Below are 17,316 nucleotides of genomic sequence, written 5' to 3'. Positions count from 1 at the left end.
TCGATGGGGCGAACGGCGTGGTTTCCCTGGAAACGCAGCCAGCTCCAGAGCCGATCCGCCGCCGTTGGTAGACAGCTTTCCCGTGAGGGCGGAACTACGCAATGGCGACACCGGGCCTGCCCGTTTCGACGCCTCTTTCGCCGCAAATGTGGCTCCGGGGGCGAGGAGCACCCGGCGCCGGAGCAGATCGAAGTTGGCATGGCCGTAAGTCTGACGCTTCGACAGCTTGAGCTTGCCCGCTTGTCTCTCCGCTTGCCGACTGCGCCGCGGTGTGGTGAACGCGACCCTCACTGCGGCGCAGTCCTGCTGCGGGCAAGCAGCGACGATTTTTCACGGTAGGTACACCGCTCTTCAACGCGTCTGCGAGCCACCCCTTGAGCGCGGCGGCTGGCGCTCAGCGCCCTGCATTATGGCCGAGCCGCAGCTACGTACGATCTCGGCGAAGCGGCGGGCCAGCGCAGTGAGAGGCGGTTTCCGCATCTCGACCGACGCGGGCGGTGATCGCGCTCCTCAGAATGCGTTCCTCAGAATGTTTGTCCTGTGTCGTGTTGGACGTCGGGCGAGTTGTGGACCCACCGGTGTCGAGAAGGCGGTTCGGTTCGGCGCCGCCCTCGTGGGCGGGATGCTGCGTAGGCGGCATACTGCTTGACGCGCGACCGCTGGCGTTGCGTGCCCGTTCCGGAGGTGGCAGGCGGACCACGTTGCCGTCCTGCGTCCGCGGAGAGGCCGAGTGCAGTCGTCCCACACAGGCGCCGCGAAGCCCAAGCCCCTGGTAGCGGTCGAAAGAGGTTGCTGTGTGCGCTGGCTTTATCATGCGCGCGAATGATCACGCGACCTGCGATAGAGCCGGGCACACCAAAGCGTGCCCAGCCATGCCGGGGCAAGACCCGGGAGGCGCTGCACCGTAGCCTCGCAGCGCCCCGCCAGTGGGGCGAGTCATCATGGACGCTCCCGCCCGGCACTGGCACCTGTAAAGCTCCGAGACCGTGTGTTCAGGCTACGCCGTAGTCTTTACCACACATGGTCCTTGTGATCGCTGATCCAGCTCGGGCTGAATTCGTGGTGTCCGTCGAGCGTAATGGTGTCGCCCTTACCCCATTCGATGACGACGTCGCCATCCTTGTTTTTGCCTACTTCGTACTTGCCGTGGATCTCGAGGTGGTCGCCGTCCTTTCCGTCGAAGTTCTTTATAACGTCATGACCCCCGTCGCCTTTATCGAAGACAAATTTCTCAGTCTTGTGACTGGCGAAATATGTCTGATCGCCATCCTTGTCATGCACCACCTTTACCGTGTGGTCATCTGAGTTGTTTCCATCATCGCCCTTCTTGTCGTCGTCATCCTTCTTGTCGTCGCCCTTCTTGCCGTAGTCGGTCTTGTCGTCGTCCTTCTTGTCGTCATCCTTCTTGCCGTAGTCGGTCTTGTCGTCGCCCTTTTTGTCGTCGTCCTTCTTGTCGTCATCCTTCTTGCCGTAGTCGGTCTTGTCGTCGCCCTTTTTGTCGTCGCCCTTCTTGTCGTCATCCTTCTTGCCGTAGTCGGTCTTGTCGTCATCCTTCTTGCCGTAGTCGGTCTTGTCGTCGCCCTTTTTGTCGTCGCCCTTCTTGTCGTCGTCCTTCTTGCCGTAGTCGGTCTTGTCGTCGCCCTTCTTGTCGTCGTCCTTCTTGCCGTAGTCGGTCTTGTCGTCGTCCTTCTTGTCGTCGTCCTTCTTGCCGTAGTCGGTCTTGTCGTCGTCCTTCTTGTCGTCGTCCTTCTTGCCGTAGTCGGTCTTGTCGTCGTCCTTCTTGTCGTCGTCCTTCTTGTCGTCGTCCTTCTTGTCGTCGTCCTTCTTGTCGTCGTCCTTCTTGTCGTCATCCTTCTTGCCGTAGTCGGTGTTGTCGTCGTCGTCCTTCTTGCCGTAGCCGGTCTTGTCGTAGCCGGTAACGCTCTTTATGAACTTGGCTGCTTCTTTCAAGATCGTCAGCGTATCGGCGCTCATTTGAGCCTCCCTCTAGTGCTGCTGAAAAGTTGAACCGAGGAACAAAAAACCTGCCAATTTTCGTAATGTTTGGCGGGCGCCCCCGATTCGCGCGGGAGAAAACTCCTTGAACCTGTACGATACTATGCAAGAGAACGAGATTTCGGCTCTGCACCACTTTTGGCGAGAAAAAGTCCGAGGTCGTGTTCTCGTCGAGCGGTTATTGTGATTTGATATTAGGGTAATGGTTGCTATCTTAAACCCTTTAGGCGATTATTTCGCTGAACTGCTCGAAATGCGGGCGACATCGTGTGGCGCCTCAACTTCACTGTCTTCCTGTGAATGCCTGTGGATCGGCTAATTCCACGTGGGTGCCTGGATATGAACGGCAGGGCAGATCCGCCCATGCGGAAAGGCATGGCCAGGGTCCTGGAGCGGATTGCAATCAGGCAGAACCGGCTGCCTCAGTGTCCGTTCTCTTCTGTAGGCGCCCCCATGGACGCAAGGAAAATCTGCGGGGTGATGCGGGCGCAGTTGGGTGCTGACTTCTGTCCGGCCTTCGGTGCGGCCATTCAGCGCCGCGGGCCCGTATGGGAGTTCGCAGATCGGCTCCAAATCTAATCGCCGCGCTCGGGGCGCATAGAGAACAACTGGCTTGCCGATCCCGTTCCCGTCACTGTGCGCCATACCATCCTTTCGACCATCCTGCGTCCGGCGGCCCCGAACCGCAGTCAGCCCGAGGCTGCCACGGCCGGAGACCGATAGGTCTCGCCCTTCGCCAGCAAGGCCCAGGCCGTTCTGGCCATCTTGTTGGCGAGGGCGACGACCACGAGCATGCGCGGCTTGCGCGAGAGCATCTGCGCCAGCCACGAACCTTCGGGAGCGCCGCATCTGCTGGCCTGCTGCACCACTGACGATGCGCCGATAATCAGCAGGCGGCGCAGCGTGCGCTCTCCCATTTTCGAGGTTCGTCCGAGTTTCTGCTTGCCCCCTGTCGACCTTTGCAGCGGCGTCAGCCCCATCCAGGCCGCGAAATCACGTCCTTTCCGGAAGGTCTCGGCCGCCGGAGCCAAAGCTGCGAGGGCTGTTGCCGTCACCGGCCCCACTCCGGGGATGGTTGCCAGTCGCCGCGCCACCTCATCCTCCTTGGCGCGACGCACAATCTCGGTATCCAGCCGTCGAAGGCGGTCGTCCAGGGACTTGAGGACCTCGATGAGGACGCCCAGCGTCGAACGGGCCGCATCGGGTAGTCCACTGGTCGGATCCTCGACGTGCGAGATCAATTTGGCCACATGGCTCGGCCCCTGGGCGACCACCATCCCATACTCCGCCAAGTGCCCACGCAGGGCGTTGATGAGCTGGGTGCGTTGCCGTACCAGGATATCGCGGGCTCGGAATACGACCGCGCTGGCTTGCTGTTCTTCGCTTTTCACGGCCACGAAGCGCATCGCCGGTCGTTGCGCCGCCTCGCAGATGGCTTCTGCGTCGGCCATGTCATTCTTCTGACGCTTGACGAAGGGCTTCACATACGAGGCCGGGATCAGCCGGACCTCGTGTCCCAACCTGCTGATCTCGCGTGCCCAATAGTGAGCGCCACCGCATGCTTCCATCGCCACCAGGCAGCGCGGCTGGGACGCAAAGAACTCCAGCACCTTGTCGCGTCGCAGCCGCTTGCGAAAGACAACTCGACCAGCCTCGTCAGCGCCATGCGCCTGGAGGACATGCTTCGCCAAATCCAGTCCAATCGTGCAGGCATTCGACACGGCTGCCTCCTTCCGGTGCTCCTCACGAGCCAACCTTGGCATGACGACGCCGCCGGAAGGGGGCGCCCACCCCATCTAACCGGGGCTCCCAGGTCAAGTACCGGATTGGAGGCTGGCCGCTGCCGGGGTCATGGTTCTCTCCGGGGTCGGTGTGATCCGCCCCATGATGGGGGTCAGGGGTGGGGTGCCGCGATGTCTGAGGCGGCCTGATCGAGCGGGATACGCTGGATCGGCCAACGGACACTGCGCGGTCGCCGCCACCCACCGTCCTGGCAGAGACAGCCTCTCCGCCGGAGCGGAGCCTGGATGGTGGCGCGTGGGTCAGGCCATCTTGGCGTCCTCGCGCGTCCACCAGAACTCGGTGCCGTCTGTCCAGATGCAGTGCAGGATGACGGCGATCTTGCGGGCGACCGCGACACGCGCCTTCTTGGCGCCGATCCGTTGCACCAAGCGGGTGCCCCATGCCTTGAGCGGCGAGAACCGCTGCACCTTCGTCAGCAGCACATTGGCTGCCTCATACAGGCAGGTTCGGGTGAAGGCGTCGCCGCACTTCGAGATGCGCCCGCGCCGGTCAGTCTCGCCGGATTGGTAGCGGGTCGGCGTCAGCCCGAGATAGGGACCGACGTCGCGGGCGTGTTTGAACCGCTCCGGGTCATCGATGGTGGAGAGGAAGGCCAGGGCGGTGACCGGCCCAACTCCGGGCACCGTCATGAGCCGCTTGAGGACGGGCTCGCTGCGCACGATGCGGCGGATGTCGCGGTCCAGCGCGGCGACCTGCACGACGACCTGCCGCCGCACCTCGGCGAGCTTGGCCACCAAGCCGCTGATGCCCGGGTTGCCTTCCGCCAGGGCCTCGGCGCGGCGGATCAGGGCATCGGTGTTTCCCTTGCCGAGGATCAGGCCGAAGGTCTTCAGCAGGCCACGGATCTGCCCATCCAGGTCGACGCGGATCTCCACCAGGCGACGTCGGGCTCCGAGCAGCGCCAAGCGCTCGTGCGAGGCAAAGCTCTTGGCGGCGACGGCGCGATACCATCCCATCCGGAGCATCTCGGCCAGGCCGCGGGCATCGCTACGATCCGACTTGGTCGGCCGCATCGAGAGCGCGGCATTGGCATGCCGTGCATCCATCAGCACCACGGGCAGTTCTGCCTTCTTCAGCGCATGGTACAGCCATGGAGAGGTGGCGCCGGTCTCAAGGCCCACACGTGCAGCCTGCGGCGCCTTGCTGCGGATAAGGCTGATCAGGGCAGCAGGCTCCGCCGCCACCTTGCCTTCGAACTTCACGGCTCCCTTGCCGTCGATCACGCAGACGCTGATCTCCTTCAGCGAGACGTCGAGCGCGACATACTGCTCCATGGCGGCTCCTCCTGAGGTGGCATGCCCGGAGCTGATCCTAGCCAGCCAGGCGTCGGGGAGGCGGCCCGCCCCGATTACCCCATGTCCGAGAACAAGCTCTGTAGAATCAGCCACTTGCCATCGGCGGCTGAACCTGCGTGCGCCCGCGCCGATCACGGACAACCATGGTCAGTTCGGGCGGGGTCTGATCGTAAGTTACTGAAAAGTGGCCGCTTGTTCCCGGATAGACACTCAGTGGCAGCGCATGTGCCATGCCGAACCGGCGTTCCCCGAGGACGTTTTTCCCAGGAGCCCGCCCGGCTACGGGCGGCCGTGAGGCGGGCCGGAGGAACGCCGCCATGCCGGGGCTCAGGTCTTCCGCCGCACTCATCGGGGTGCTCGCCCTCGGCGCCTGCACCGTCGCGCCGCCGACCGGTCCCAGCGTCCTGGTGGTCCCGTCGGAGGGCAAGGACCTCACGCAGTTCCAGCGCGAGGACGTCGCCTGCCGAAGCCACGCGCAGCAGCAGATCGGCGGCGGCTCGCCCCAGCAGGCGGCGAACCAGAGCGCGGTCGGCAGCGCCGCCGTCGGCACGGTGCTCGGCACCGCCGCCGGTGCCCTGCTCGGGGCGGCGGGCGGCAACGCCGGGACAGGTGCCGCGATCGGGGCCGGGGGCGGCCTGCTGGCGGGCTCGGCCGTCGGCGCCGGGACCGCGCAGGCCTCGGCGGGCAGCCTCCAGCGGCGGTACGATACGGCCTACCTGCAATGCATGACGGCAAGCGGCAACAGGTTGCCGACGACCGTGGCAGGCACGTACTCCTACCCGCCGAGCACCTACTACGGTTACGGTGCCCCATCCTACTGGGCTGCGCCGCCCTATTACGGCCCCTACCTCGGCGGTCCCTCCGTGTCCTTCGGCTTCTTCGGCGGCGGCTGGGGCCATCGCCACCGTCACTTCGGCCATCACCACCATTTCGGCCACCGCCACTTTGGTCATCACCATTTCGGCGGCCACCGTCATTTCGGGGGACACCGTCATCGCCACTAGGGCAGGGCTCAGGCCCGGTACGAGAGGCGCTACACTCCGGCCCCGCTGGGCGAAGTGGCCGCGACTGCTGTCGAAGTAGCCGCCTCCGCGGTTGCGGTCATCGGCTGACGCGGCGCCGCCAGGAATGTCGTGCGGCGGAGCAGGCTTTCCCGCCTATCCCCGCGGGCGGGAGCCCGGCGTGTGCTCGCCGTGTCGGTGGCCGCCCTCGGCGGCCGGGCGTCGCGCCCCCGCCGCCTCGACGGTCATGTCCACCTGCACACCCCCAGCGTGCTCAAAGTGCAGCGTCAGGGGAACGCGCTCACCCCGGGCGAAGGCGCGCGCCGGTCCGACCAGCATCAGGTGAACGCCGCCGCCATCCGGCTCCAGGCGCACGAGCCCGCCGGGCGGGACGACGATGCCGCCTTCGACAGGCCGCATGCGCATGACGCCGCCCTCCATGGTGGTCTCGTGCATCTCGACCGCGCGCGCCTCGGGCGAGGAGGCGGAGACGAGCCGGTCCGGCGCCGTGCCGTGGTTCCGGACCGCGACGTAGGCGACCGCCGTCTGCGCTGTCGGGCCGGTGGCGCGCGTCCAGGCGCGCTCAATCTCGATTGCGCTGCCACGCGCCTCCTGGGCGGCCGCGGGCCAGGATGGCGCAGCAGCGAGGAGCAGGACCATCCAAACTGCAAGCAGTCGGCGCGGATGGGTGAGCAGAGGCATTGCACCGTCCATTTCCGATAACCTTGAGAGATTGCAGCAAGCCACCAGCCAAACTGCCATATCCGGGTTGGGTGAGCGCGCCACCCAGGGCGGCCGAGGCGGGGGCGAGGTTCTCCATGGGGACGCTCAGTCCTTCGGCGCGCGGATGGCCGCGCAGCCGGTCTCGCGGAAGTAATTCAGCGGGATCTTCAGGTAGGAGACGCCGTTCGCCTCGGGCTCTGGCAGCCGCCCGCCCCGGATGTTGACCTGGAGCGCGTCCAGAAGCAGGCCGGGGAGGGAGAGCGTCCGGTCGCGCTCCTCGCGCGCCCGGACAAAGGCGTCCTCGGTCACGCCGCCCCGCAGGTGGATGTTGTGCTCGCGCTGCCCGGCGACGGTCGATTCCCATTTCGGCTCCCGTCCACCCGGCTGGTAGTCGTGGCCGGTGAAGAGGCGGGTCCCCGGCGGGAGCTCGAGGATGCGGCGGATGCTGCGGTAGAGCGCGCGGGCGTCGCCGCCGGGGAAGTCGGCGCGGGCCGTGCCGCCGTCCGGCATGAACAGCGTGTCGTGGACGAAGGCGGCGTCCCCGACGACGTAGGTGATGGAGGCAGCCGTGTGGCCGGGGGAGAAGATGACCTCCGCTTCCAGCTCGCCAATACGGAAGCGCTCGCCGTCCTTGAACAGGTGGTCCCATTGCGAGCCGTCGGCCGGGAAGCCGGGGAGGTTGTAGATCTCCTTCCAGATCCTCTGGACCGTGACGACATGCTCGCCGATGGCGGTCGGCGCGCCGAACACCTCCTTGAGGTAGGGCGCGGCGGAGAGGTGGTCGGCGTGCGGATGGGTGTCGAGGATCCACTCCACCGTCAGTCCCTGCTCCCGCACGAACGCCACCATCCGGTCGGCGAAGGTGGTGTGGGTGCCGCGGCGGGCGCGGTCGAAGTCGAGCACCGGGTCGATGATCGCGCAGCGCCCGGTCGCGGGGTCCGCGGCCACGTAGGCGATGCTGTTGGTGTCCTCGTGGTAGAAGCCGGTCACCACCGGATGATGGTCAGCCATGGTCATCTCCTTGCAGGTGCGTTGCTGCCTGGGGAGCGGATTGCAGGCAGCGGCTGCCCGGCCGCTGGATGCCGGGCGCTGAAGGGGGGTGTCCTCCTACGGGTGCTGCCATTCCCCAGGCGGGAGGCCCGCGGAGCGGGCGTCGGGGGCCACTGGTCAGCTAGTCCGCCAGCTTGGGCGTCACCAGCCATTCCCGACCCTTGAGCATGCCCTGCCAGTAGACAAACGGCAGGACGCGCTCCTTCAGCAACCAGGCGAGACGGCTGGGCCTCGTGCCGTCGATCAGCCAGGCCGGGAAGCTCGGCAGCAGCTTGCCGCCGTAGCCGAACTCGGCGAGCAGGATGCGGCCGCGCTCGACGGTGAGCGGGCAGGACCCGTAGCCGTCGTAGATCGCGTCGGCGGCACCGATCGCCCCAATGTCCTTCAGCAGGTTGTGCGCGACCACCGGGGCCTGCTTGCGGGCCGCGGCGGCGGTCTTGGCATTCGGCGCGTTGCAGGCGTCGCCAAGGCCGTAGACGCCCTCAAGGCTCCTGTGCCGCAGGGTGCCCGGGTCGACGTCCACCCAGCCCACCGCGTCGGCGAGCGGCGAGACGCGCACGAAGTCCGGCGCCGTCTGGGGCGGGACGACGTGGATCATGTCGAACCGCTCCTCGACCTCGGTCTTCGAGCCGTCGGGAGCCGTCCGCGTGAACCAGGCCGTACGGGCCGGTCCATCGATCCGGGCGAGGCTGTGCTGGAAGTTCAGCCCGACGCCATACCGCTCCACGTAGCGCATCAGGGCGGGGACGTACTCCTCCACCGCGAACAGCACCCCACCGGCGTTGAAGAAGTCGATCTGGATGTCCTTGAGGCGATCCCGGTCACGCCAGTGGTCGGCCGAGAGGTACATCGCCTTCTGCGGGGCGCCCGCGCACTTGATCGGCATCGGCGGCTGGGTGAACACCGCGCGCCCGTGCTTCAGGCCGCGCACGAGCTCCCAGGTGTAGGGCGCCAGGTCCCGGCGGTAGTTCGAGGTCACCCCGTTGCGCCCGAGCGTCTCGGCCAGGCCGTCGACGGCGTGCCAGTCGAGCTTGAGCCCCGGCGCCACGACCAGCCTGCGGTACTTGACCACCCGGCCGCCGTCCAGGATGACCGCGTTGCTCTCGGGCTCGAAGGCCGCGACGGCCGCCTTGATCCAGCGGACGCCGCGCGGGATGAGGGAGGCCATGGCGCGTTCGGTCGTCTCGGGCCGGAACACCCCGGCACCCACCATGGTCCACCCGGGCTGGTAGTAGTGGGTGTCAGCCGGGTCGATGATGGCGACGTCGAGGTCCGGCTTGCGCGCCTTGAGGCCGGAGGCGACCGCGATCCCCGCGGCGCCGCCGCCGACCACCACCACCTCGTGCCGGATCTCGCCGGTGTCGGTCGGCGTCCGGCCGCCATTGGCGACGCGTCGCGCGACGTCCTTCATGTCGTGGCCATGGGCCTTGGCCTGGCCCGGGATCTCAGGCACGGGGCGGCCGCGTGCCGCCTCGGACAGCGACCAGAGCGTCGCCGAGCGCGCGCCCGTCCGGCAGAACGCCAGGACGGGCTTCGGCAGGCGGTCCAGCAACTGGCCAAACGCCCTGGCGTCCTCGCCGCCGACCGTGCCGGGGGCAACCGGCAGATAGGCCGCCTCGAGCCCGGCCGTCCGGCAGGCGCGGTCGATCTCGGCGAAGTTCGGCTGGTCAGGGCCCTCGCAGTCCGGGCGGTTGCAGACGACCGCCCGGAATCCTCTGGCCGCGAGTTCCGCCACCTCACCGGGCGTGATCTGAGGCGCGACAGAGAAAGCTGACGTCAGCGTGCGGATGTCCATGGGTGTTCCTTCCGGGAAGAGCGCTCTTCGCCGCTCCGTGGTGACGCGTTGGGCACCACAGGGGCCGGTCCCTTGCAGAGCGCGGCGACGGGGACCTTGAGGCAGTGGCGGCCGCTGTCCGCAGCGAGCCGCCAGCCGAACTGCCGCTATCCGGGTTGAGTGGCCTTGCGCAGGTCGGCCCGGGCGTCGCGGACGATCAACCACGCGGACTGGAGGAACAGCCCGGCGATCACGGCCGCCACGGCGAGGTCCGGCCAGGCCGTGCCGGTCCACCAGACGAGGCCCGCCGCGACCACCACGGCGAGGTTGCCGATGGCGTCGTTGCGGCTGAACAGCCAGACCGCGCGCACGTTGGCGTCGCCCGTCCGGTGCGGGATGAGCACCGCGGCGGCCGCCACGTTGGCCACCAGCGCGATGGCGCCGAAGAGGCCCATCAGCTCGGCCTCGGGCTGGTTCAGCACCAGCACCCGGTAGCCGGTCGTGGCGAGCACGCCCAGGCCGAGGGCGCCGAGGAACAGGCCCTGGATGAGGGCCGAGCGGGCGCGCCAGGCGAGGCTCCAGCCGATGGCGAGCAGGCCGAGGAAGGTGATGAGACCGTCGCCGAGGAAGTCGAGGGCGTCCGCCTTCAGCGCCTGGCTGCCGGAGACGAAGCCGCCGACCATCTCCACGAGGCCGTAGCCAACGTTCAGGCCCACCACGATCCACAACGCGCGCCGGTAGCCCGGCGTGATGTGCGTCAGGTCCTTGGGCAGGTCATTATCGTCGTCTCTCATCCGATGCTCCCGAGCGAGGGGAAGAGCCGGAGCATCAAGATGGCGAAGTCGGTGAGGTGGCCGGTGATCATGGCCACCCCCATCGCCACCATGATGCTGCCCGCCACGACTTGGAGGACGCGCCCGAGGCGCCGCAGCGCACGGAACGGGCCGCGCAGGAAGGCGTCCGCGAAGGCGGCCACCAGGAGGAAGGGCACGCCGAGCCCGGCCGCGTAGGTGGCCAGGAGCGCGACGCCGAGGTGGCTGACGTCGCCGGTCGCGGTCATGGCCAGGATGGCGCCGAGCACCGGGCCGATGCAGGGCGTCCAGCCGAAGGCGAAGGCGAGCCCGAGCACATAGGCGGAGAGCGGCGTGCCGCCGCTGAGCGTCGGCATGAAGCGGAGGTCGCGTTGCAGCGGCATCAGTCGCAGGACGCCCGCGGTCATGAGGCCGAACAGGATGACGATTACCCCGCCCACGATCCCGGCCTCGTAGCGGTAACGGAGCAGGGCCTGGCTGAGGGCCGAGGCCCCGGCGCCCATCGCCACGAACACGGTGGCGAAGCCGAGCACGAAGCAGAGGCTGAGGCCGACCGTCGCGAGGCGGCCGGGCGCCGCGCGCTCGGCGGCGACCGAGCGACCGGCGACGTAGGAGACGTAGCCGGGCACCAGCGGCAGCACGCAGGGCGACAGGAAGGAGACCATCCCCGCCAGGAAGGCGGTCAGGAGGCCGGACATCTGGAGGAGGGAGTTCACGACAGCCTCAGGATTGGGCCGCGGAGCTCGGCGCGCGTGCCGGTTCGCCCCTCCCGCCGACCGCGAGCAGCGCGACGCCGAGGAAGATGGCGGTGTCGGCGAGGTTGAAGGCGGGCCAGTGGTATCCGGCCGCGTGGAAGTCCAGGAAGTCCGTCACGGCGCCATGCCGCAGGCGATCGACGACGTTGCCCAGCGCGCCCCCCGCGACGAGCCCGACCGCGGCAGCCATCCCGGGGCGCCGGTCGCGCGTCATCCAGATGACCAGGCCCGCGACGATCGCCAGGGCGAGCGTGGACAGCAGCCAGGGCGTGGCGGGGTGGTCCGCCGACAGCAGGCCGAAGCTGACACCCCGGTTGTGCCACAGCACCAAGTTGAAGAACGGCGCGACCGGGATGATGCGGGGCGGATCCATGAGCTCGGCCAGCACCCACCACTTCGTCGCCTGGTCCAGCGCAAGGGCCAGCAGTGCCGTGGCCGCACCCCAGGCCCATGCGAGCCGGAGGCCGGACGGCCGGTGCACGCCCACCGTGGTCGCTCGCTCAGCCATGCGCCGCCGCTCCCTGGAACCGGTATCCGAGCAACCGCAGGGCGTTGATTGTCACCAGCACGGTAGCGCCGGTATCGGCGAGCACGGCAGGCCAGAGGCCGGTGATGCCGACCACCGTTGTCACCAGGAACACCGCCTTGAGACCGAGGGAGATGGCGACGTTCTGGTGGATATTGTTGAGCGTCGCGCGCGAGAGCCCGACCAGGGCGGCGACGTCCACGACGCGGTTGTTCAGGATGGCTGCATCCGCCGTCTCCAGCGCCACGTCGGTCCCGCCGCCCATGGCGATGCCGACCGAGGCCGCCGCGAGGGCAGGCGCGTCGTTGATGCCGTCGCCGACCATCGCCACGGGCGCCCTCTTCTTCAGGGCGGAGATTTCCTTCAATTTGTCCTCGGGCAGCAGGCCCGCCTGCACGTCGAGCCCGAGGACCGAGGCGATGGCCTTGCCGGTCCGGGGATTGTCGCCGGTCAGCATGACCGCGCGCGCCCCAAGGTCGCGCAGCGCCCGGATGCCCGCGGCGGCGTCGGCCCGCGGCTCGTCGCGGACGGCAATGAGGCCGGTGGGCGCGCCGTCCACGGAGACGACGACCACTGTCTTTCCTTGACCCTCCCACTCCTCGGCCGCGCGCTCCACCTCGGCCGGGAGCGGTGCTTTCTCGGCCGCGTAAGAGGGCGAACCGACGCTGACCCTCTTGCCGGTGACCACCGCCTCGACGGCCTTGCCAGGGATGGCGCGTGAATCCTTGGCCGGGCGCAGCGGAATCCCGTCCGCCGCCGCCCGCTCCAGGATGGCGCGGCCTAGGGGATGGCTGGAGCCGTTCTCGACCGCGGCGGCGAGGCCGAGCAGGGTGCGCTCGGAGCCGGACAGGGCGAGGACGTCCGTCACGCGTGGGCGCCCCTCCGTCAGGGTGCCGGTCTTGTCGAAGGCGACGGTGCGGACGCGGCCGATGGTCTCCAGGGCGCCGCCGCCCTTCACCAGCAGGCCGCGCCTGGTCCCGGCCGCCAGCCCCGAGGCGATGGCCGCGGGCGTGGAGAGGACGAGGGCGCAGGGGCAGGCCACCAGCAGCAGCGCCAGCCCACGGTAGACCCAGGTGCCCCAGTCCGCGCCGAGCAGCAGCGGCGGCGCGACGGCGACCAGCGCCGCGGCGGCGACTGCGGCGGGCGTGTAGACGGCGGAAAAGCGCTCGATGAAGCGGGCGGTCGGCGCCTTGGCCTCCTGCGCCTCCTCCACCAGCCGGATGATGCGGGCGATGGTGTTGTCCGAGGCGGGCTTCGTCACCCGGACCTGGAGTGCCCCCGAGGCGTTGACGCTGCCCGCGAAGACGGAGGCGCCCTCGGCCTTGGGGACGGGGACGGACTCGCCGGTCACCGGGCTCTCGTCCACCTCGGACTCGCCCTCGGCCACCTCGCCGTCGGCCGAGACGCGGTCACCTGGGCGCACCAGGACGAGGTCGCCGACCTTCAGGCTGGCGGCGGGCACCTCGCGCGCCGTCCCGCCCTCGACGAGCAGGGCGGTCCTTGGCACCAGGGCGCCCAGCGCCTCGATGCCCGCCCGCGCCCGACTGGCGGCGACGCCTTCGAGTAGCTCGCCGATGGTGAACAGGAACACTACCACCGCCGCCTCGGAGGTCGCGCCGATGGCGATGGCGCCGACGGTGGCGATCGACATCAGCATCTCGATGCTGAAGGGCGAACCGGCGCGCGCGGCGGCGATGGCCTTGCGGCCGAAGAACCAGAGGCCGAGCACGGCGGCAGGCAGGTAGGCCCAGTGGTCCAGGGAGGGAACAGCGAGCGAGGCGGCGAACCCGGCCGCCGTCAGCCCGCCGAGGACGGCCGCCAGCCGGGCCTTGGCGCCCTTCCACCAGGGTTTGCGGGCAGGAGCGCGGGTCTCGGTCTCAACGGCCGCCCCTGGCTCACCGGCGACCACCCTTGGCGCCTCGGCGAGGGCGATGCCGTAGCCGAGTTTGCGGACCTGGTCCTCGATGGCCGTCCGGGGCGTGGCGGCCTCGTCCAGCCGGAGGGCCAGGATCTGGGTGCCGTAGTTGACCCGGATGTCCTCCGCGCCATCCACCCGGCCGACGGCGGTCTCGATCTTCGAGGCGCAGCTCGGGCAGTCCATACCCTCGACCCGATATCTCAGGGCCGCCGTGGGCCTCGTGCCCTCGTCCACCAAATCGCCGTCTGCCATGCCGCCTCTCCGTCGCCGGGAACAACCCCCAGGTTTCCCCGGGTTGCGCCGGGGACGTGCGGCTCCCTATATGGACCCTGTAGTCGCTACAGGGTCAAGGCATGGAATCGGAGAAAGCGTTCAGCATCGGCGCCCTGTCGAAGGCGACCGGGACGACGGTGGAGACGATCCGCTGGTACGAGCGGGTCGGCGTCCTGCCCGCGCCCGCGCGGACCTCCGGGAACTACCGGAGCTACGGGACGGCGCACCTGGAGCGGCTGAGCTTCGTCCGGCGTGCGAGGGAGCTGGGGTTCTCGCTCGACCAGGTGCGCGAGCTGCTCCAGCTCGCCGACGACCGGGGGCGGTCCTGCGAGGCGGTGGACCAGGTGGCCCGCGAGCACCTGGAAGAGGTCGAGCGCAAGATCGCCGCCCTCGAGGCCCTCCGCCGCGAGCTCCAGGATGTCATCGGGCAGTGCTGCCTCGGCACGGTCGCCGAGTGCCGCATCGTTCAAGCTCTTTCGCCCAACTCAGACGCTATCCAGCCGCGGTGGCGCCGACAGTGACCCGCGATATCCCCAACGAAGTAGCAGTCGATCAATTTGGCGGCGAGCCGCCGGACAAGCGTCTCCGACCACTCGCCAGGTGATCGGCGAGCTTGCAACGCAGCACGGGTGCCACGAGGTGGTTTCACCCGGCATCGCCCCGATCCCCTCCTACACCTCTGGGCCGTGAGCCCCATCCTCGCACCAAGTTTCCGCCCGGCGAACCGCGACACCCTGCGCTCGGAGCCCTGGCCGGAGGAATATTGGCCACTGATGGCGCGGCTTCCACATCGCGCCAGGCTCTGCATCGCATCCTACGGTGTCCGAGGCAGTGCCTCGGGCCGTGACTGAGCGCTGCCGTCCCCCTCCCTTGCAACCCCGCCTCACCCGGCGACGGCTGTCCGCACCTGCGCTACCCAAAGATTTCCAGCCGCGCGGCGCCCGTCCGGCCTGAGCGCTACGTGCCCAACTCCATCAGCACGGTTCGCCGCTGGCTTGCCGTCCGCCTTGTTCGCAACCTGCCCCTGCTGCCTCCGCTAGCAGCCGCAATGGGCAGGAAGTATGTGGCGAAACAAGAATGGTGAGCGTCATGGAAGAGCCGAGCGGCCGAGCCCTGGCGTAGATGTCACCCGCTTCTAGCCCTCCTGCTGGGGGCCACCTTGTACGGCTCTGCAGGCACTGGGCCTTGCGACAGTGAACAGAGCGCGCCCTGGCCTACTGCTCCCGGAAGGCCCGGGTGAAGCTGTCGATCAACGGCTGGACCATGTAGCGGAAGAAGGTTCTCTGGCCGATCTGGATATGGGCTTCGACGGGCATGCCGGGGGTGAGGAAGACGGTGGGCAGGTGCGCCAGCTGGTCGGGCTCGATCAGGATGTAGGCGCGATAGTATTGCTGCCGCGACTGCTCGTTGATCGTCACATCCGCCGCCACCCAGGTCACATGCCCGTGCAGGTAGGGCACCAGGCGCTGCTTGAAGGCGGGCAGCCGCACCTCGGCCCGCAGGCCGGGATAGACCACGTCGATGTCCGTCGGCTGGACGTTCACCTCGGCGACCAGCCGGTCCTGTGTTGGGACCAGGTCGAAGATCGGGTCGCCCGGCTTCAGCACCGCGCCGAGGGTGAAGACCCGCTGGTTCACCAGGGTGCCGCCCTCGGGGGCGATGATCTCGCGCCGGGTGGCGACGTCGGTGGCCGCGCGCAGCTTCTCCTCGGCCTCGGCCAGCCTGGCGCGGACGTCGCGCCGCTCGGTCGAGGCTTCCTGCGTGTGCTGGTCGAGCGTGCTCTGGATCTGCTTCTGGGCCTCGGTGATGGAGGCGTTGGCGCGCTCGATCTGGCCGTTCAGGTCCTCCAGCTGGCCTTCCAGCCCGGCGACCGCCCGTTGCAGGGCCAGCAGTTCCGGCATGCGGCCAAGGCCCTGGTTGACCAGGCCACGCTTCGCCTGCTCCTCCTGCTTGGCCAGGGCCAGCTGCAGTCGCGTCGCGGTGAGCTGGCCGCGGGCCCCGGCGATGACCGCGTTCTGCTGCTCGATCCGGGCCTGCAGCACCTGGATCTGGCTGTTCGTATTGGCCTCGCGCGCCTCGTAGAGGGCCCGCTGGCCGGTCATTGCCTCCTGCGCCCGGGCATCGCTGCTCCCGGCCAGGTCGGCGGGGAAGGTGATCTGCCGCGCGTCGCTCAGCTCGGCCGCCAGCCGGGCGTCCTGCGCCAGCAGGGCCCAACGCTGGGCGCGGTGGGTTTCCACCATGCTGTCCGACTGGGTGATGTCGAGCCGGGCAATAACGTCGCCCGCCCGCACCTTTGCGCCATCGCGGAACAGGATCTCGCGGACGATGCCGCCCTCCAGGTGCTGGATGGTCCGGCGGCTGCCCTCGACCTTGATCAGGCCGGGGGCGATCGAGGCCTCGGCCAGCGGCGCCAGCCCGGCCCAGGCCGCGAAGCCGAGGACGAAGACCAGGAAGACCACCAGCCCGAAGAGCACCGGCGCACGGGTGCGCGGCTGGGGCACGTCCAGCAGCGGGTGGAACGGGACGGTCGGCAGGACGGGGCTGGGCTTGGACAGGGACAGGGTGGTCCCCGGCGCGGCCGGTGCCAGCGCGGTCTGGGTATTGCCGGTCGCGCTCATCACGCGGCACTCCCTTCAAGCTACGGTGCCGCGGGTACCTCCGCGGGTCGGGGCGCCATCAGGCGTTTCAACACTTCCGTGCGTGGGCCGAACATCACCACGGCGCCGTCTTTCAGCCACAAGGCCTCGTCCACGCCCTGTACCAGGATGGGGCGGGAGAGACCAGCACGATGGCGGCGCCCATCTCCCTCGGCTGGGCCAGGGCGCGGGTCAGTGCCAGCTCGGAATCGCCGTCGGGGCTGCTGATCAACCCACGCGGCAGATCAGCTTCGGCCGTCAACCGCGCAGAAAACTGGGGGTGCCTGGCGGAGTGGCTGCAGGACGACGGACCGCGGAAGAACTCGCCGACCTCGAGATCCCCACTCGGCAGGACCATGCCCTCCGCGGCTCGGGAGTGCCGTGTCGGTCTCCCGGGAGTGCGGCCCGACGAACTCGGCCCCCGTGCCCTTCATCTACGCTGGAGGCGGTGCAGGTGGCTGGCGTCCGACCAAGCAGGCGACGCCAAATGGCCGGTTGCAGGGTGTAGAGGCGGCCTTCGGAATGGTGGCCGTCCAGTCGCTGCCGCCGGTGCGCAAATGCGCCACCGATCCCGATGTCCAGCTTGGGATGCGCGGGTGACCTGCGCCCACGCCGAATTGCGAGAGGAAACCTCGCCCCTGCAAGCTGGGGTGCAACTCTGCCAGAACAAAACAGCCAGCGGCTACCACGGTGGGGAATGTTTTACGTTCGCGCCACTCGTGGGTCTGCAATGAATATTCCTGCGTTGTCTTTAT

The 17,316-nt window shown here is 68.6% G+C and carries 14 protein-coding genes; 3 read left to right on the top strand and 11 right to left on the bottom strand.

Annotation, left to right across the window (positions count from 1 at the left end):
* Window positions 1–1,011: 1,011 nt before the first annotated feature.
* The 3 genes from E5N76_RS07565 to E5N76_RS07555 form a co-directional block, all read right to left on the bottom strand.
* Complete coding sequence (locus E5N76_RS07565) at window positions 1,012–1,974, bottom strand: hypothetical protein (protein ID WP_149536679.1); 963 nt, start codon at window positions 1,972–1,974, stop codon at window positions 1,012–1,014.
* 710 nt (window positions 1,975–2,684) lie between these two features.
* The gene (locus E5N76_RS07560; protein WP_235907605.1) at window positions 2,685–3,716 is read right to left on the bottom strand and encodes an IS110 family RNA-guided transposase; all 1,032 of its coding nucleotides are present in this window, start codon (window positions 3,714–3,716) and stop codon (window positions 2,685–2,687) included.
* A 321-nt stretch (window positions 3,717–4,037) separates the two neighbouring features.
* Window positions 4,038–5,072: an IS110 family RNA-guided transposase gene (locus E5N76_RS07555; RefSeq protein ID WP_149536678.1), complete on the bottom strand. Its 1,035-nt coding sequence runs from the start codon at window positions 5,070–5,072 to the stop codon at window positions 4,038–4,040.
* Between the two features lie 338 nt (window positions 5,073–5,410).
* Between E5N76_RS07555 and E5N76_RS07550 the strand changes: the two genes are divergently transcribed.
* Window positions 5,411–6,097 (top strand): glycine zipper family protein, encoded by a 687-nt coding sequence (locus E5N76_RS07550; protein ID WP_149536677.1) that lies wholly within the window; start codon window positions 5,411–5,413, stop codon window positions 6,095–6,097.
* 153 nt (window positions 6,098–6,250) lie between these two features.
* On the opposite strand, the gene E5N76_RS07545 is transcribed toward E5N76_RS07550, so the two are convergent.
* The 7 genes from E5N76_RS07545 to E5N76_RS07515 form a co-directional block, all read right to left on the bottom strand.
* Complete coding sequence (locus E5N76_RS07545) at window positions 6,251–6,754, bottom strand: copper chaperone PCu(A)C (protein WP_187830043.1); 504 nt, start codon at window positions 6,752–6,754, stop codon at window positions 6,251–6,253.
* A gap of 168 nt (window positions 6,755–6,922) precedes the next feature.
* Entirely contained in the window at window positions 6,923–7,828 is a 906-nt protein-coding gene (locus tag E5N76_RS07540) for an MBL fold metallo-hydrolase (RefSeq protein ID WP_457852674.1), read from the bottom strand.
* A 160-nt stretch (window positions 7,829–7,988) separates the two neighbouring features.
* Entirely contained in the window at window positions 7,989–9,662 is a 1,674-nt protein-coding gene (locus tag E5N76_RS07535; protein ID WP_149536674.1) for a bifunctional protein tyrosine phosphatase family protein/NAD(P)/FAD-dependent oxidoreductase, read from the bottom strand.
* A gap of 146 nt (window positions 9,663–9,808) precedes the next feature.
* Window positions 9,809–10,435 carry a cation transporter gene (locus E5N76_RS07530; protein ID WP_149536673.1) on the bottom strand — a complete coding sequence of 209 codons (627 nt, stop codon included), beginning with the start codon at window positions 10,433–10,435 and terminating at the stop codon, window positions 9,809–9,811.
* The gene (locus tag E5N76_RS07525; protein ID WP_149536672.1) at window positions 10,432–11,151 is read right to left on the bottom strand and encodes a cytochrome c biogenesis CcdA family protein; all 720 of its coding nucleotides are present in this window, start codon (window positions 11,149–11,151) and stop codon (window positions 10,432–10,434) included. Before E5N76_RS07525 ends, E5N76_RS07530 begins: the two co-directional genes overlap by 4 nt.
* Window positions 11,152–11,176: 25 nt before the next feature.
* The gene (gene lspA / locus E5N76_RS07520) at window positions 11,177–11,716 is read right to left on the bottom strand and encodes a signal peptidase II (RefSeq protein WP_149536671.1); all 540 of its coding nucleotides are present in this window, start codon (window positions 11,714–11,716) and stop codon (window positions 11,177–11,179) included.
* Window positions 11,709–13,835 carry a heavy metal translocating P-type ATPase gene (locus E5N76_RS07515; RefSeq protein ID WP_235907604.1) on the bottom strand — a complete coding sequence of 709 codons (2,127 nt, stop codon included), beginning with the start codon at window positions 13,833–13,835 and terminating at the stop codon, window positions 11,709–11,711. The genes lspA and E5N76_RS07515 overlap by 8 nt, the downstream gene beginning before the upstream one ends.
* Before the next feature lie 170 nt (window positions 13,836–14,005).
* Between E5N76_RS07515 and E5N76_RS07510 the strand changes: the two genes are divergently transcribed.
* On the top strand, window positions 14,006–14,446 hold the full coding sequence (locus tag E5N76_RS07510) for a MerR family transcriptional regulator (RefSeq protein ID WP_149536669.1): 441 nt from the start codon (window positions 14,006–14,008) through the stop codon (window positions 14,444–14,446).
* Between the two features lie 693 nt (window positions 14,447–15,139).
* Here the strand turns inward: E5N76_RS07510 and E5N76_RS07505 are convergent.
* Window positions 15,140–16,543, bottom strand: a complete 1,404-nt coding sequence (locus E5N76_RS07505) for an HlyD family type I secretion periplasmic adaptor subunit (RefSeq protein ID WP_149536668.1) — start codon at window positions 16,541–16,543, stop codon at window positions 15,140–15,142.
* A 441-nt stretch (window positions 16,544–16,984) separates the two neighbouring features.
* On the opposite strand from E5N76_RS07505, the gene E5N76_RS29410 reads away from it, so the two are divergent.
* Window positions 16,985–17,161, top strand: a complete 177-nt coding sequence (locus tag E5N76_RS29410; RefSeq protein WP_187830042.1) for a hypothetical protein — start codon at window positions 16,985–16,987, stop codon at window positions 17,159–17,161.
* Window positions 17,162–17,316 lie beyond the last annotated feature (155 nt).

This window comes from Siccirubricoccus phaeus (assembly GCF_008360935.1).
Classification (GTDB): domain Bacteria; phylum Pseudomonadota; class Alphaproteobacteria; order Acetobacterales; family Acetobacteraceae; genus Siccirubricoccus; species Siccirubricoccus phaeus.
Note: the sequence above shows the minus strand (reverse complement) of the source record. Positions and strands in the feature narration are given on the sequence as shown.

What these genes read in the sequence shown, in the direction of transcription:
- E5N76_RS07565 (WP_149536679.1), bottom strand. Translation starts at nt 1,974, where the DNA reads ATGAGCGCCGATACGCTGACGATCTTGAAAGAAGCAGCCAAGTTCATA.
- E5N76_RS07525 (WP_149536672.1), bottom strand. Translation starts at nt 11,151, where the DNA reads ATGTCCGGCCTCCTGACCGCCTTCCTGGCGGGGATGGTCTCCTTCCTG.
- E5N76_RS07550 (WP_149536677.1), top strand. Translation starts at nt 5,411, where the DNA reads ATGCCGGGGCTCAGGTCTTCCGCCGCACTCATCGGGGTGCTCGCCCTC.
- E5N76_RS07505 (WP_149536668.1), bottom strand. Translation starts at nt 16,543, where the DNA reads ATGAGCGCGACCGGCAATACCCAGACCGCGCTGGCACCGGCCGCGCCG.
- lspA (WP_149536671.1), bottom strand. Translation starts at nt 11,716, where the DNA reads ATGGCTGAGCGAGCGACCACGGTGGGCGTGCACCGGCCGTCCGGCCTC.
- E5N76_RS07530 (WP_149536673.1), bottom strand. Translation starts at nt 10,435, where the DNA reads ATGAGAGACGACGATAATGACCTGCCCAAGGACCTGACGCACATCACG.
- E5N76_RS07515 (WP_235907604.1), bottom strand. Translation starts at nt 13,835, where the DNA reads ATGGACTGCCCGAGCTGCGCCTCGAAGATCGAGACCGCCGTCGGCCGG.
- E5N76_RS07545 (WP_187830043.1), bottom strand. Translation starts at nt 6,754, where the DNA reads ATGGTCCTGCTCCTCGCTGCTGCGCCATCCTGGCCCGCGGCCGCCCAG.
- E5N76_RS07555 (WP_149536678.1), bottom strand. Translation starts at nt 5,072, where the DNA reads ATGGAGCAGTATGTCGCGCTCGACGTCTCGCTGAAGGAGATCAGCGTC.
- E5N76_RS07540 (WP_457852674.1), bottom strand. Translation starts at nt 7,828, where the DNA reads ATGGCTGACCATCATCCGGTGGTGACCGGCTTCTACCACGAGGACACC.
- E5N76_RS07535 (WP_149536674.1), bottom strand. Translation starts at nt 9,662, where the DNA reads ATGGACATCCGCACGCTGACGTCAGCTTTCTCTGTCGCGCCTCAGATC.
- E5N76_RS07510 (WP_149536669.1), top strand. Translation starts at nt 14,006, where the DNA reads ATGGAATCGGAGAAAGCGTTCAGCATCGGCGCCCTGTCGAAGGCGACC.